This window comes from Nocardia sp. 852002-51101_SCH5132738 (assembly GCF_001665695.1).
GTDB lineage: Bacteria > Actinomycetota > Actinomycetes > Mycobacteriales > Mycobacteriaceae > Nocardia > Nocardia nova.
Map to the genome: position 1 here is coordinate 1 of NZ_LZML01000137.1, position 14,804 is coordinate 14,804.

Consider the following 14,804-nt stretch of genomic DNA (forward strand, 5'->3'; position numbering starts at 1 on the left):
GGTCCGACAGCATCTTGGACGGGTCGATAGGCTGGACAGAGGTCATCGCGTGAACTTTCTTTCCTTCAAGTGACTTGCCGGTCTTTTGAAGGATCACGCGGTGACCACCCCCTATCCGGCTACGACACGCCCGCACTTTGCTGGCGTCCGGCCATACACCATCCTGCTGGACTCAACCCCGCGCCGTGTCCGCGGGCGAGCGCCTCGTGGATATGTTCGAGTCCGGTGGCTGCGGAGTCGACGGTCTCGGCCAGGCGCATCGGATCCATCGAGGGCAACCGGAAGGTTTCGCACCAATAGCGTGCGTAGGAGCGCATGCTCGCGCGCACGAGGTCGTCCGGCACCTCCGAGGGGGTAGTGCCCAGCACTCTGGCCAGGTTGCGCCGTAGCTGAACCGGACCACCGTCTCTGGTCGCGCGATCGGCCGCGAGACCGAACAGGCCCAGCGCCCACTGCTGCGGCAGGGCGCGCACCAACTGCCAACCGGCCGCGTAGCCGAGATCGAGTGCGCGATCCTTCCAGGTCAACGCTGGTCCTCGGAGCTCCATCGGCGCTCCGCCTCCGCTCGTGTGGTGCGATCTCGTCGTTCTCCGGAACTGATCATCAGCCGTTCGTCCATGGTGGGTCGCCGGTGGCGGATGCGGCGTTCCTTGCGGGTCATAGCGACGTTCTGCCTCAGAGGTGTATCAGCCGCGTCCCGGTGTCCATGATCTACTCCTGCTGCAGGGTGAAGGCGTCCGCCATCGCGGAGTGGGCGGTACGGCTGTCGGTGGATGTAAGGATCACGCGTCGCACCGTGACGGCGGAATTGGAGCCGGCGACGTACATCGTGTTCCGCAACCGGAACCGGTACGGCTCGAGGCTGATCGAATGTTCTGCCACTGTCACCTGCCGTGGCGGTGGGGACCAGCTGCCCGGATCGTAGACGATCCGATCGACCCGGCCCAGCCGAGTTGTCAAGGCCGCCAACAGTTCTGGAAGCTCGGTAGCGAGATCGGTAGACCTGGGCCACCACGCGCCGTCGATGTAGTCCGAATGGCGGTCTTCCGGCTTCAGCCGCATTGGCGGTGGATGGTGGGTGGCCGCAGGTTCGCGAGGTCGGTTCGAGGGTTGAGCCGGGGCGTTCGAGGTGGGTTCGGGCAAGGGGTCGAGATAGTGCCGGTTCGCTTCCGGGAAGGCCTTGGTCTTGTGCGCGAATGTGTGAGCGATTGCCATCGTGGCCGGTCCTTTGCTCGTCGAGATGGAGCGTGGCGGCCGAAATAATCGGCACTCGACCTGTGCCCGATTCCGCATCGACGGCTCGGGACGCTGTGGTCGGTGCTGACAGATATGCGGTCCCTCCAGTAGACGCCCATGTAGAGGTGATGTCAACGCTGTAGGTCTACACTTCATCGCTACAGCATTTCCGGCAGTGAGCGAGGCTGTGCCATGGACGAATCGTCACCGGACCGCCAGGGTTTCGCGGACAGTACCCACGCGGACCGTGCCGCGAACGGTCGTGTGGCCGGCCAGGTTACGCGTGCCGGCGTGCTGGCGGCCGCACTGGCGATTGTCGATAACGACGGCGTCGAGGGGTTATCGATGCGCCGTTTGGCCGACGTGGTGGGCCGGGACCCGATGGTGATCTACCGGCATGTACCGAACAAGGCGGCGGTGCTCGACGGTGTGGCCGAGCTCGTCTTGGGGCAACTGAGAGTGGACAGTTCCGACCCGGATTGGGGCGGCCGATTGCGGATAGTCGCTCGCGATTTCCGCGAACTGGCGCTGTCACATCCGCGGGTGGTGCCATTGCTGGTGACGCGACCACTGGCAACGCCGCTCGGGCAGCGTTCCCAGGCGGTGTTACGGCCGCTGGAGGACGTACTGGCATTGCTCACCCGTGCCGGTTTCTCCGGTGCCGACGCGCTGCACATCTATCGCGCTCTGTTCGGTTTCCTTTATGGCCATGTCCTCAATGAGCTGCAGGAATTGGTGGAACGTCCGGAAGAGTCCGACGAAGTATTGCGACTCGGCCTGCATCGGCTGCCGGTCACCGAGTTCCCGTTACTGCGCCAACTCGCGCCGGTGCTGGCCGACTACGACGGTGAAGCCGAGTTGGAACGCGGGCTCGACATCCTGCTGGCCGGCCTTACGGCCACCCTGCCGAAGCCTGGCGAGGGTGCCACTGCACTCGATGTCACCGTCGACAGGGGAAAGACGTGACCATCGAGGTTCCGGTAGCACGCGAAGTGACGGCGCAGCACAACTCAACGCCGTCGCCGACGCGCTGGCGGATCTGATGGGCGAACTCGGCGACGGACATCCTCGACTGTGCCGGCACCGCGCCGAACTGACCGTCGCGGTGGACCTCGAACACCACGTCTACGCATCGGATAGCCGGCGCGCGGCGGCGGAGGGGGCCTGAGTATGTACTTGCGTTCACCTCGCTCGGGACGGTTGCCCTGCGGATTGGCGTGGCATGGAGCTGGCCACGACGAACCCCGCAGACGAATAGTTTCCGAAAGTGTGTGGGCTGGGACCACAGTCATATGTGTGGGGTGTCGGCGACCGACATCGTTCTCTCGCGCGAGGTAATCGCACCGCGCTCGGGTCGCATCGAGTAGCGACCCGAGGGCGGTGAGGGCAGTACCGCCCGCCGCCACCTCCCCTGAAGAGTTCACGCTCTAGGTGCAACAAAGTGGGGCGAAGGCGGCCCTGCACCCAGCGCTGATCGGCGGCCGGGCCCGCAATCGTGTTCACCGGTGGGGGTTCGATCTGCGCTTTCGTATGCTCGGGAGCGTGGTCGAGATCAACTCTGCCGCCGCCATGGTGCAGGTTCTGCGTCGCGTGGGTGCCTCTGTCGATGATGTTGCGCGCATCCTCTCTCGGGATACGGAGGCAATCGCTCGCAGGGTGCGGAGCACCAAGGGCGTGCTTGAAAATGCAGACAGTGACGTTGCATCGGCCGTTCGCAGTACCGTCGCCGACCACCGCAAGGCGTCTTCGCACTACTCGGGGATCTACCCGGGCAGGTGGCACCAACTCTCGGTACGTCGGGTCGAGAACGGCCCCGCGCGGGTGGCCGACGAGCTCGAGCGAATCTACCGGGCCGGAGACAGATCACGGTGGGCCAATTACGACCCCAAGCTATTCCAGCAAGGCCACCGTTCGCTCGAAATGTGGTTGAAGACCGAGGGCCCGTTGGCGCCGCTGAGCGAGCATTACGGCCTGAACTGCTGGGAGATGGTCACTTACGCTGCGACACGAGCGGGCGTCTTGGACAAACCTCGACTACGCGAATTGATCGAACTGCGGCGACGTCCCGACGGCACCTGGAATGGTGACCATCTCGACATGTGGCTGCAGCGGATGGGGGACTGGCTGATTCCTGAGGGCCGGCGCACATATACCGGCGCGCCCGGTGGCCCGGTGCCGGAGCGGGGCGACATTGTGATGTGGAACGCGAATGCCGAACATGTCACCGTGGCAACCGGACGTACGGGAGCGGATGGGTCTCCGGAGCTCTATTCGTCCTGGTACCTGCCGAAACATCCGCTGACGTGGGATGAAGTCACCAAGTCCTTTTCCCAGGTCACGGATTCGGTGCAGATCACGACGGTCGATGAGTTGACGAAAGGGATGTACGCCCTGCGTTACAAGGGGGAGCCCTGCTACGACCCGACTGTACCTTTCGAGATCATTTTCGGGCGCGGTCCGTGGTGAGTGGCGGCAGGTTCGTTCCGGTTGTGGGGCGGAGTGGGCGGGCAGGGGTTTCGTCGGCGTCGAGCCGACGAAAACTCGTCGGGCCCGCATCGTCCACCACGAGCAGGACGCCCAACGACCGACGCCACCGCCGAAAGTGCCTGGAATACCTGCTACCACAACTAGATCGTGTCTCCCGATGATGTGAGCCATTCGACGATGAGAGCCCGTGTGAATCCGGCGCAGTAGGTCAGGGCGAGCTTGTCGTAGCGAGTCGCGACTGCGCGCCAGCGTTCGGCCTTGTCGAACGCGCGCTCGACCACGTTGCGTCGTGTGTATTCGACCTTGTCGAAGCCTGGCGGCCATCCCACCGAGGCGTCCGCGCTTTTCCGGTCGGCGACCTGGTCGGATCGTTAGGGTATGACGCTGCGGATCCGTTTGCGCCGCAGCAGGTCCCGGTTCGAAGCTGCCGAGTACGCCTTGTCCGCGACGACCGGGTCGGGATTACGCCGAGGTGGGCCACCGGCGAGCCGGGGCGCCGCCCGTCGGGTCGATAACGACGCCGGCATGGGCGTCGACACAGCGGCGAGCGACGAACAGCGTGTCATTGTGGGCGGAAGCGATGATCGGAACGACGGCCCGATGTACCGCTTCGAGAGCCGATGTGGCGCTGCGGATTCAGACACCACTTGCGGTTGGTGGTTCTCCATCGACATGTGAGCTTCCGTCCCCCGAAAGACTTCAGATACTGCTTCGTCGGTGGTCATACGGAATACCGAACACCGGTGAGGTCCTCGGACATCTCCCATAATCTGCGCTGAAGCAGGGCATTGCGGGAGGTGGCAGACGAGCTGACGATCCGGGGATGGCCTCGTAGTTCGCCCAGTCCTCCGGGACCGAAGTATTGGCCGCCTACAACTGCGGGATCCGTTGCGGCGCGCAATATCGGCAGTGCTCCCATCGCAGCGCCTTGACGCAAACTGCCGAGCAGTCTGTTCTGCAGCCGTATGGATATCGGGGCGTCCCTGACGAGTTGTGTCTTCGTCGTGCCCGGGTGCGCTGCCACGGCGATGGCGTTCGTACCGGAGGCCGCAGCCAGCCGACGTTGGAGTTCGTATGTGAAGAGCAGGTTGGCGAGCTTGGCCTGGCCGTAGGCGTGTACCCACTTGTAGGGACGCCGTTGCCAGTGTGGGTCGGCGAAGTCGATGCCGTCACCAGCCATGCGGTGGCCGAAACTGCTCACGGTCACGATTCGGGCTCCGGGTGTGTTCATTAGCATGTCCAAGAGCAAGCCTGTCAGCGCGAAGTGTCCGAGGTGACACACGCCGAAGTGGAGTTCGAAGCCGTCCTCGGTGGATCCCTTCGTAAACGCGACCAGCCCCGCGTTGTTGATCAACAGGTCAATGCGGGGGTAGCTTGCGCGCAGTTCGGCGGCCGCGGATCTGACAGATCGCATGGATGCGAGATCGAGCTGCTGCACCCTGACGGTAGCGCCGGGTTGAGAGTCGGCGATTCTGGCGGCAGCTTCGGTTCCCGCGCCGATGTCTCGCACGGCGAGCACCGTGCGGGCTCCGCGACGCGCAAGAGCAGCGGCGATCTCGTACCCAATACCCGAATTGGCGCCTGTTACAACGACAGTGCGCCCCGATTGATCCGGTATCGCGTCAGCCGTCCAACGCTGACGCCGGTTCATTTTCATTTCACCTCGCTCACGTCGGGGGACCGGATACTTCTCCAGTAGAGTCGTAGCGGTTGGTCAGGTATCCGGAGTCGGCCGACCCTGCGAATCGCAGTGCTGCCCAACAGATCTGAGTCGACCTCATCGCCACGCGTGGTAAAAGGCCGGGCTCCGGATACTCCCAATACTCGACGAGCTTTCCGTTGTCGATACGGTACACCTGGGCCAGGACGTAGCTCAGCTTCTCGCCGTCACGTTCGAGGTGATGGCGAACAATAGCGACCCCGATGCGATCGTTGGCCACGATGTCGATCAGTTCGTCCCGATCGTGCGCGCGCATCAGCACGCCGCCGGGGCCCGCACCGCCGGCCCGGAGTGCGATTTATGTACCGGGCCGGCCACGGGGTGGGCCGTTCGCGGGGCGGGCTGACCACCAAGGCCCACGTGACCACCGACGGCAACGCCCCGCGGCCCGGCCGTGCTGATCACGCCTGGCCAAGCCGCGGACTCGGGCGATGTTGCCCGCAGTGCTCGAGCAGGTGGCGGTGCCCCGGCTCGCCGGTGGCCCACCTCGGCGTAATCCCGACCCGGTCGTCGCGGACAAGGCGTACTCGGCAGCTTCGAACCGGGACCTGCTGCGGCGCAAACGGATCCGCAGCGTCATACCCTAACGATCCGACCAGGTCGCCGACCGGAAAAGCGCGGACGCCTCGGTGGGATGGCCGCCAGGCTTCGACAAGGTCGAATACACACGACGCAACGTGGTCGAGCGCGCGTTCGACAAGGCCGAACGCTGGCGCGCAGTCGCGACTCGCTACGACAAGCTCGCCCTGACCTACTGCGCCGGATTCACACGGGCTCTCATCGTCGAATGGCTCACATCATCGGGAGACACGACCTCGTCGAGATGTCCTGCAGCCACATGACATTCAAATCGCGCAAGGGCCCGCACGGATTCGGGACCGCCACACGTCCAGGCTGTATCGGTAACGCCTGGGCGGACAACGCTGGCAGGCGCGCCTGCAGTTTCAGCGGATCATCAAGACCGGGACAGGGTTTCGGTGTTCGGTTCGGGACGGTTATCGGCGGCGACCGAGGGCGCTACAACGGTGGCGCCTCGGCGCTCCGACGCTGATTCGGGCTTTCGCGTAGCGTCGCCGGTCTTCTTCTCCGAGGCCTGCGCGGAGGAATGCTCGGAGTCCGGGGCGTGTGCTGCATCGGCTGTATCCGCAGTCTCGGCGGGCCGGTCGGTCCGCCAGGGCGCCGGTCGCGCATCCGGCCGGGCGAACACCGTGGGCTCGGATTTCGGCGGGACACCGCGGGCGGACCACGGCGTTCCGGAGGGGGCAGCCTTCGGGGTGGGCTTCTTGCCAACCGCCTTGCGGCGAGCGCGCTTTCGCCATGGTGTGACGTGCTGGTTGGATCCCCGGACGGCACGCCCCCCGGGGTTCGACCGGCTCGGCGGCGACGGGTCATCGGCATCGTCTGCCACCTCGAGGAAGTTGTTCGCCCGATCCTGCCCCATCGCCGAGGAAGGGCGTTCCTGGTCTGGGCTCCACGATGATTCCGGGTCGGACACCGGAATCTGCGGGCCGTAGCGTACGGGCGTACCGCGGGGGTCGTGATGGGCAGCGACGCCGGAGTCGTCCCTTGCCGCCGGTGGTTCGGAACTCGTCCCCGCCGCGGCATGCCCGGGACTCGGCGCCCCACCATCGGGACCCGCTACCGCATGACCACTATCAGCGCCCGAGGTGGTGGCGCTGATTTCCGGATTCGGTTGCACACCACCGATTTCCGTGTTCGACGCAGCATCCGGCCCCGGCAACCGGCCGGTGGCATGGTGCGCCGGATGCCCAGTAGCCCCAGTAGGTCCCTTGGTCGTGTGCGTGCCGGAGTGATCGGGCGGATATCCAGGGGAGAGCGGATATCCGGAGGAGATATGGGCAGGGCCCTGCATGTCGGGCGTGACGCTGAGTGGGGTCGTCGGCGAGGTATTGGCCACCGGCGCAGGTGCGTGGTCGTTCGTCACGGTCTGCGGTCCCACTCCCCTGGAAGGATCCGTGCCCGGATCCACGGCAGGCACCCCTCCTTCCCCGCCGTCGTCGAAGGTGGGAGAGGTGAAGTCCAGTCCCGCGACCTTGTCCGCGAAATCCGATGCCTGCCACAGGATGTCATCGGCCAGCCCATCGAGGACATGGGCGTAGTTGATGACCTCGTCGGGCTCGATGTGCAGCGTCTGATCGGCCGAACCGGGCGGCGGACCCAACAGCTCGCCCGCGGCGTCGTCCACGATCCCACGGACCATGCGGTCGATGACATGCTCGAGCGGCTCGATCGCCTTCCCGAGCACCTCGACCAAAATATAGCCGATCAGCACCTGCTCCATCACCTGGCAAATCTTGCGCGCGGCAGCCACGACCGCCTGCTCGACCGCGACCGACAGACCGTCGGTGACGATCGTCGCGGCCATCGCGGCGGCGTAACTGGCTGCCAGCGCGGCGAGTTCGGCCAGCACCGCGACCTTGGTCACCTTGATCACCACAGCAGCCGCATCCAGGGCATCGGCCACCACACGGCACGCCGTATCGAGATCAGCCATATGCGACTTCGACATCCGCGCCCAGGCCGCGACCAACTCCTGGTAGGAATACCCTGACCAGGCGTTCCTCATATCGGTGATCACACCGGTCGCGGTATCGTGCGCATCGGCCACGCCGTTCGCGAAATTCCGCACATGAGTTCCCAGCGCGCGGACCTGATCCTCGTTGATATCCGGATACGGCACACCGGCATAGTTGAGAAACAACGCCACATCGTGCGGAATCTCTATAGCCATCGATCCCGCGCTTTCCCGGCCCAACTCACAGGACTCAAGCGATCACGACCCGACGGGGCATGCGAGACATGATAACCGTCGCCCCGGAATGCGGCGCCACCCTGAGGTACTGTCGATCACCGGAATCAAGTAGAGGAACCAACTCTTTCCGGGCCCGGTGCTCCTCGGCGCCGTAGGACGTCTTCGGGATCGCGGAGCACGTATCGTGGGCGCATGGCGGGATACTCCGGCGCCCCGTTGGCCCGCAAGCTCGGCATTCGGCCCGGCAACCGCGTGCTGCTCGCCCAGGCCCCGAGCGGATTCGTGCTCGAACCGCTGCCCGAGCAGGTCTGTCTGCAGCGGCGCGCGGGGCGCGCGCAGTATGACGTGATCGTCGGCTTCTGTCCTGACTACCGGTCCCTGGATCGAGGATTCGGCACATGGTGCGCCCGCCTCACGCAGGCGGGTGGCCTCTGGGTCGCCTGGCCCAAGAAGTCGAGTGGGGTAGCTACCGATCTCAGCGATACGGTCGTGCGCGAATTCGGCTTGGCCGCAGGACTTGTCGACAATAAGACGTGCGCTATCGATGAGACGTGGTCGGGTCTTCGCTTCGTGGTCCGGCTGGCCGATCGTCACTGAGTCAGAGGCGGACGCTCCGACAGGGGTCTGGTAGTGAGCTCGCGGAAAACAGCGTCGAGGGCTCAACCAGCCCGGTGGGGGAGTGCGAGATCGGAGCCTCGCGGCCGCATGGCCGAGGAGACCCGGCAGCTGTGGCGGATCGTCGACCGGCCCCGCGATCATGAGATCCCCGCCACTGTCGAGGGTCTGCCGGCGACCACCACCGGTCTTGCCGAAGGGGCTGGAGCCTTCTCAAACTAAGTACGCATTGACAGATCATCTGTCCAAAGCGATGATAAGCTGGCGCGTATTAAATCGGTACTTGCCGGTCGCAGGACGTCGCCGAAGTGCGCGTGAATCGAGCGAAGGGATCCGGAATGGGCCACTACAACAGCGACGTTCGCGACGCCACCACCCTTTCCCGAACGGTCCGCACGGTTCGGGCAACATGGGCTCACCACCGTGACTCCGGCCGATCGTTGTCCGCTCTCGTGATCAACAGCCGGTGGAAGCGGGGCCCGGCGTCGAACTCGGGCGGGCCGTTCATGGTCAGTCTCACCCAGTACACGCCGCGCCACCTCACGGATGTCGCCGACATCTGGCGCGCCTCGGAAAAGCTCGGTGATCAACTCGCCGAGATCGACGGCGCGGTCGGAGTGATGACATATGTACAACCGGGCCGCCGCCACGTGGGTTCGCTCTCGATCTGGGCCGACGACAACGGGCTGACACAGTTCATCAAGCTGCCGTACCACCTCGAGATCATGGACAAGTACCGGCCGCGGGGTTTGCCGATCAGGTCCGCCAAATGGTGGACAAGCGAATTCCGGGTCCACGTCGCGTTGAACCACAGTCTGCAGATGCTCGACACGGAGAATGAACGTCGTCGTGTTGTCGGGCCGAAGCTGAAGGATCCGGAGTGTGGCGGCAAGTGACGAAGATCCCCGAGCCTCTCTGCGGCGCAAGGGCTCTCGCGGTCCCGGGCCCCGGGCTTGCGATGCAAGCCGTCCGGGTGCCCGATCGATACGATCGCAACCGTGGAGCTGATCGGTGAAGCGGAGAAGCGTGAAATCAAGGTCGTAGCCTCCGCTCCGCTCGGCCGCAGGGATTTGCCGGTGAACGCACCCTGATCGCCGCAGCGCTCGGCGTCGAGGCAGTGCACTCGAATGCGATTGCGGAAACCGCTGTGCTGGATGGAATTCTCTCGATCAGCGACCCCGCCGCTTCGCGGCCCGGTTCGCTGATGGCCTGATACCGTCGCAATCCGTCGTCGGACACCCGCACGCACTTCACCAGGCTGCGCACCGAGGTATGCCCGGCCACTTCATCGACATCGGAGTCGATGCGCCTCCTCCGCAGCGTGGGTGAGCCGGGAATGACGCAACTGATGCAGCGTGTAGAGACCATCGGAGTAGTCGGCGGTACGCGCTTCGAACAGTTCGGCCGCGCGCCAGCCCGGAACCCCGATAGGCCCGCCTGACGGACCGCTCGTCCGAGCGATTCGCCATTGATGGGAAGGTTCGCCGGAGCTGGGGGGCGGCGGTGGGAGATTATCCGTCTTCGGAGCCTGACCCAGTTTCTCGGATGGAAAGAGATCGAATATGGACATTCAAAGCATCATCAGCTTGCTGCTCAGTGCGGGCAGCAGTGTTCTCGGCCTCGGAAGCAGCGTGCTGAGCCTCTGACCACTTTCCGACGTCCGGCGTTTCCGCATCTGCTCCCGCACGGCCTCGGTTCTCATGACCTTGGCCTGCATCCGCGGATTGCCGGCGTCGTCACAGACCAAGACCCTCCGCGGTATCGCCACCGCTGGTCCATCGACTCCCGGCGAGACTCCACTCTGGTGGTCAACGCGCTGGACATGGCGATCCCCGTGGGGCAGAGGCGGAGCGCTTATCACAGCGCGAGGCTGACGCCCCATCGTTGTGCGTACGGCAATCGAGTGTCGCGCCAGGGTTTTCCAGGTCAGCCACGGTGACATGGCGAGCGCACCCGGCACGGTGTCGCCCGCTCGCGGCTTATTCAGCGACACGGCCGCGTTGTTCGTATCATGTTGGGCGCCTGCAATATTCGCGGCGCAGGCGGGGGAGCGCCAGGCAGGCACACACCGCGGTGACACCCCACAGGATGTGCCATGGTGGGAGTGACTTCATTGTGGCTCTTCTCGATCGGGGGAGTCGTCGCTGCGCGGCGGTGTCGCGGTTGGTTCGATCTCTGGTCGGGGCGCGACAGCGGTCCGAGGGACGCTGTGGCCGGGCGCACTCGGGCGCGTGCGTGGCGGCCGGCCGTTCAAAAGCGCCAACCGTGCGTTGTAGGCGTCGAGGGCAGCTTGTTCGTGGTCGACATCGGCATCGATGGTGGTCGTGCCGAGCAGTGCGCGGTGGCGGATACCGTCGAGCCAGGGGCCGAGCCCGGTATCGCGGTCGGCGACGCGGATCCATTGTCCGGCAACGGTAATCATGATCAGCATCATCAATCCGTCACCGCCGAGCCACATGATGATCCCGGCGAGGTTCTGGTCGGCCAGCGCGCTCGGACCCCAGTCGCGGGAGCCGGCATAGGCAGGGGCGAGCACGGTCGACGACATCATCAGGGTGACGCCGACGAGGGTGTCGGGTCCGACGCAGATGGCGAGCACGACGAAGCGTAATCCGTGCGGCCACTCGGGCTCGACGTTCAGTTCGTCACCCGCGAGGGGTAGCAGCAGCAGATAGCCGGTGACCAGGTAGAGCGCGAGTTCGCTGTCGTGAATCCACATGTGCGTCGACATCGCCTGCTGGAATCCGGTCAAGTGGGTGAGCAACAGGACAGCGCTGTAGAGCGGCACGGTGAACCGCGCGGAGACCAGGATCCGGAAGACGCGGCTCGCTCGGAACCGGTCGATAGCTGTGGCGGCTCCCGAGGCGTCGTGCAGAAGGCGGATCGGCTGTGCCCACACCAGCAGCGCGGGAATGACCATGATCAGCAACAGGTGCGCCACCATGTGCACCGAAAACAGCGCGTGCGAGTACGTCGCGAGCGCACTGTCGACTGCCACGATCACCAGCATCAGTGCGGCCAGCCAGCACACCGTGCGCAGCAGAGGCCAACGCAGCCTTCGGCGCGCTGCTCGCCATGCCAGGAGCAGGTAGCCCGGCTGCGGCGGCCACGACGAGTGTGCCCACGGCAGGCGACCACGTCCAGGTACCGAAGATCGTGGCCGCGGTCGGCGCGGGGATGCCGGACATGCCGGTCACTGTCGATCGCCAAATACGAGCATTCTACAATTGTTGCACTGTGCATGTGTGGACTGGTTCGAGGGTGGTCGGGATGGGTGTGAGGCCCTCGGAAGTAGCGGGCGGACGGTGGTGGTCGCTGCCGTTGCCGGGGCGGACACCGTGGCGAGAGTGGCTGCGGGAAAGTCGCGGCGGCTTGGTGGTGCTCGCGCTGGTCATCGGTGCGGGTGCGGGTGGCGGTGCGATCGTTTTTCGTTGGCTGATAACGACTTTCACTCGGATCCTGTCCGGGTATGCGGACTATTCGGCCGCCGGGCACGTATCGAATCCGCATGTGGAATTCCTCGGGCCGTGGTTCGTGGTGCTGGCTCCGGTGGTGGCCGGGCTGGTGTATGGGCCGCTGGTGTACCGGTTCGCGCCCGAGGCCCGCGGCCACGGCGTACCGGAGGTGATGTATGCCGTCGCCGAGCGGGGCGGGCGGATTCCACCGCAGGTGACCGTCGTGAAGGCACTGGCCTCAGCGCTGTGTATCGGCGGTGGCGGTTCGGTGGGCCGGGAGGGCCCGATCGTGCAGATCGGCTCGGCATGGGGGTCGAGTATCGGGCGGTTGACCCGGATCTCTGAGCGGCGCTTGCGGATACTGGTGGCCTGCGGCGCGGCGGGAGGGATCGCCGCGACGTTCAACGCGCCCATCGCCGGACCGTTCTTCGCGATGGAGTTGATCCTGCGCGATTTCGCCGCCGAATCCTTTGGTGCGGTGGTGCTGTCGAGTGTGACCGCGAGTGTGATCGGTCGTGCCGCTCTCGGCAGCGAGCCATTCCTGGACCTGCCGGCCTTCGGCCTGCGCTCCGGCTGGGAATACGGCGCATTCGCCCTGCTCGGTGTGATAGTCGGTCTGGTCGGCGTCGTTTTCACGCACGTGCTGTACCGGATCGAGGACGTGTGCGATTGGGTCTGGCGGGGGCCGGAGTGGCTGCGGCCCGCCGTCGGTGGCCTGCTGCTGGGGGGCCTGCTGCTGGTGTTACCGCAGATGTACGGCGTCGGCTATCCGGTGCTGGGCAACGCCATCGGCGGTCACTATGTCCTGTGGATGCTGGTCGTGCTGATGGCCGGGAAGATGCTCGCGACGAGCCTCACCATCGGGATCGGCGGTTCGGGTGGAGTGTTCGCGCCCTCGCTGTTCATCGGCGCGATGGGTGGCACCGCATTCGGCGTCGTTGTCCATCATCTGTTCCCGGGTGCGACCGCGGCGCCCGGTATGTACGGACTCATCGGAATGGGCGCCGCGTTCGCGGGCGCGACGCGGGCCGCGATCACCGCGGTCATCATCCTGTTCGAGCTGACCGGTGAGTATTCGATCATCCTGCCGCTCATGCTGGCCGTGGTCGTAGCCACCGGAATCTCCCGGGTGGCCTCGAAGGAGACGATCTACACCCTCAAATTGACCCGCCGTGGCGTCGATCTGGATGCAGCACACGCGGGCCCGGCCGGTCGGCTCGACCGGATCCGGGTCGCGGAGGTGATGGAGCCGTGTCCGGAACCGGTCGCGGCCGACACCACCGTCGACGGCGTCAGTCGAATCGTCTGGACATCGGCCCACGCGATGGTGCCTGTCGTGGGGGCGGACGGAAGATACCGCGGTTGCGTCACCGCCGCGGCGGTGGCCGAAACACTCGCCGACACCGAATCGGCGGACACCACAGTCGCCGACTTGGCGGTGCTGCCTCCGACGGTCATCGAAACCGCCACGCTCGCAACCGCTCTCGACGCGCTGACTGGACAGCCGGGCACCGGGATACCGGTCGTCAACGATGTCGGTGACACGGTGATCGGCTGGCTCACCCACAGCGCCGTACTCGGCGCACTGCACGATGGGTCTGCCGCAGATCGGGCCCATGCGTCGCAGTCGGCGGCGCGTGTGCAGTCCGGGCCCGCCGACGTCGGCGCAGCGCGCACCGTTTCGGGCGGACGTCAGAGCTGATAACCCTCGATATCCTCACCGGGAGGCGGTTCGCCACCAGCGGCGGTGAAGGCGGTCAGCGCCTGCACCAACCCTGCCCGGTCGGCGACGGGCATCTTGGCGGCCACGGCGGCGATCTCGTTGCGCCGGTGAGCGGTGGCGGTGTCCACCACATGCCGTCCACGTTCGGTGAGTGCAACGATCTGCTCCCGACGCGAATTCGGATTCGTCCGCCGGTCCAGCAGACCGCCGGTGACCAAGCGGTCCACCATGCGGGTGGCCGTGGAGGGCTGCACATTGAGCAAACCGGCCAGCGTGGCGACATTCGAAGGCCCCCGGCTGGACAGGATCACCAGCGTCCGGAATTGCGGGATCGTGATCGTCTCGTCGACCGCCGCGATCGACCGTGCCGACATCGCCACCAGAAGCCGAGAGGCCGTCAGCAATGCGTCGGTCAACTGATCGATGTCGTGTGCCGCGTCGGCACCGGTCTTCGTCACGGTCACCTCCCTTGGCTGCATCCGTTCAACCCGTTTTGGTGAGATATGGGCCGATAGCCGAATCATATTGTCCGGTCCTCGGTAGGCGCGACAGGCGTCATCCCTGCCGCTGGGTCGATGATGGTGTAAATGACGACCAGATCGCGTGCCCAGGCTTTCAACATGGCCGCCGCCGAGTACGCGGCCAGTCGACCCTCCTATCCGCCCCAGCTTTTCGACGCGATCGAAGAGGTGATCCGGCGTGCCCAGGCAGCCCGGCAGAAAGTGGGTACGACCCGGATTCGAATCTGCTGGAGCGGCTATCCGCATTCTCGATGTCGCCCCTCGGCGGCCACGA

14 protein-coding genes are annotated in these 14,804 nt (G+C 65.4%); 6 read left to right on the forward strand and 8 right to left on the reverse strand.

The window, feature by feature from the left end:
* Positions 1–119: 119 nt before the first annotated feature.
* Positions 120–527 (reverse strand): hypothetical protein, encoded by a 408-nt coding sequence (locus A5789_RS19755; protein ID WP_155525612.1) that lies wholly within the window; start codon positions 525–527, stop codon positions 120–122.
* A 184-nt stretch (positions 528–711) separates the two neighbouring features.
* Entirely contained in the window at positions 712–1,215 is a 504-nt protein-coding gene (locus A5789_RS19760; protein WP_064904291.1) for a DUF5994 family protein, read from the reverse strand.
* A gap of 213 nt (positions 1,216–1,428) precedes the next feature.
* Here A5789_RS19760 and A5789_RS19765 point away from each other — a divergent pair, with 213 nt between their 5' ends.
* The 3 genes from A5789_RS19765 (at position 1,429) to A5789_RS19770 (ending at position 3,702) form a co-directional block, all read left to right on the forward strand.
* Positions 1,429–2,202, forward strand: coding sequence for a TetR/AcrR family transcriptional regulator C-terminal domain-containing protein (locus A5789_RS19765; protein ID WP_064904289.1), 774 nt, complete (start codon positions 1,429–1,431; stop codon positions 2,200–2,202).
* Entirely contained in the window at positions 2,174–2,404 is a 231-nt protein-coding gene (locus A5789_RS36705) for a hypothetical protein (protein ID WP_155525611.1), read from the forward strand. The genes A5789_RS19765 and A5789_RS36705 overlap by 29 nt, the downstream gene beginning before the upstream one ends.
* Positions 2,405–2,778: 374 nt before the next feature.
* A complete protein-coding gene (locus A5789_RS19770) occupies positions 2,779–3,702 on the forward strand; it encodes a hypothetical protein (protein WP_146098572.1) in 924 nt (307 codons plus the stop codon).
* Positions 3,703–3,863: 161 nt separating this feature from the next.
* Here the strand turns inward: A5789_RS19770 and A5789_RS35730 are convergent, their stop codons facing one another.
* From A5789_RS35730 to A5789_RS19795, 4 genes are all read right to left on the reverse strand, one after another.
* Positions 3,864–4,052, reverse strand: a complete 189-nt coding sequence (locus A5789_RS35730; protein WP_082940828.1) for a transposase — start codon at positions 4,050–4,052, stop codon at positions 3,864–3,866.
* Between the two features lie 392 nt (positions 4,053–4,444).
* Positions 4,445–5,380, reverse strand: coding sequence for an oxidoreductase (locus A5789_RS19780; RefSeq protein WP_064902543.1), 936 nt, complete (start codon positions 5,378–5,380; stop codon positions 4,445–4,447).
* A gap of 10 nt (positions 5,381–5,390) precedes the next feature.
* Positions 5,391–5,699: a hypothetical protein gene (locus A5789_RS19785; protein ID WP_156747592.1), complete on the reverse strand. Its 309-nt coding sequence runs from the start codon at positions 5,697–5,699 to the stop codon at positions 5,391–5,393.
* Positions 5,700–6,398: 699 nt separating this feature from the next.
* Positions 6,399–8,195, reverse strand: a complete 1,797-nt coding sequence (locus A5789_RS19795) for a hypothetical protein (RefSeq protein WP_155525787.1) — start codon at positions 8,193–8,195, stop codon at positions 6,399–6,401.
* Positions 8,196–8,408: 213 nt separating this feature from the next.
* On the opposite strand from A5789_RS19795, the gene A5789_RS19800 reads away from it, so the two are divergent.
* Positions 8,409–8,813 carry a hypothetical protein gene (locus A5789_RS19800; RefSeq protein WP_064901231.1) on the forward strand — a complete coding sequence of 135 codons (405 nt, stop codon included), beginning with the start codon at positions 8,409–8,411 and terminating at the stop codon, positions 8,811–8,813.
* A 524-nt stretch (positions 8,814–9,337) separates the two neighbouring features.
* Positions 9,338–9,727, forward strand: a complete 390-nt coding sequence (locus A5789_RS19805; protein WP_197522123.1) for a hypothetical protein — start codon at positions 9,338–9,340, stop codon at positions 9,725–9,727.
* A 1,214-nt stretch (positions 9,728–10,941) separates the two neighbouring features.
* Here A5789_RS19805 and A5789_RS19815 read toward each other — a convergent pair.
* The gene (locus A5789_RS19815; RefSeq protein WP_082940830.1) at positions 10,942–11,961 is read right to left on the reverse strand and encodes a cytochrome c oxidase assembly protein; all 1,020 of its coding nucleotides are present in this window, start codon (positions 11,959–11,961) and stop codon (positions 10,942–10,944) included.
* Between the two features lie 140 nt (positions 11,962–12,101).
* Between A5789_RS19815 and A5789_RS19820 the strand changes: the two genes are divergently transcribed.
* Entirely contained in the window at positions 12,102–13,988 is a 1,887-nt protein-coding gene (locus A5789_RS19820; protein WP_082940831.1) for a chloride channel protein, read from the forward strand.
* On the opposite strand, the gene A5789_RS19825 is transcribed toward A5789_RS19820, so the two are convergent.
* Positions 13,979–14,383 carry a MarR family winged helix-turn-helix transcriptional regulator gene (locus A5789_RS19825; protein WP_227462983.1) on the reverse strand — a complete coding sequence of 135 codons (405 nt, stop codon included), beginning with the start codon at positions 14,381–14,383 and terminating at the stop codon, positions 13,979–13,981. The two genes, A5789_RS19820 and A5789_RS19825, sit on opposite strands and share 10 nt — an antisense overlap.
* Between the last annotated feature and the right edge of the window lie 421 nt (positions 14,384–14,804).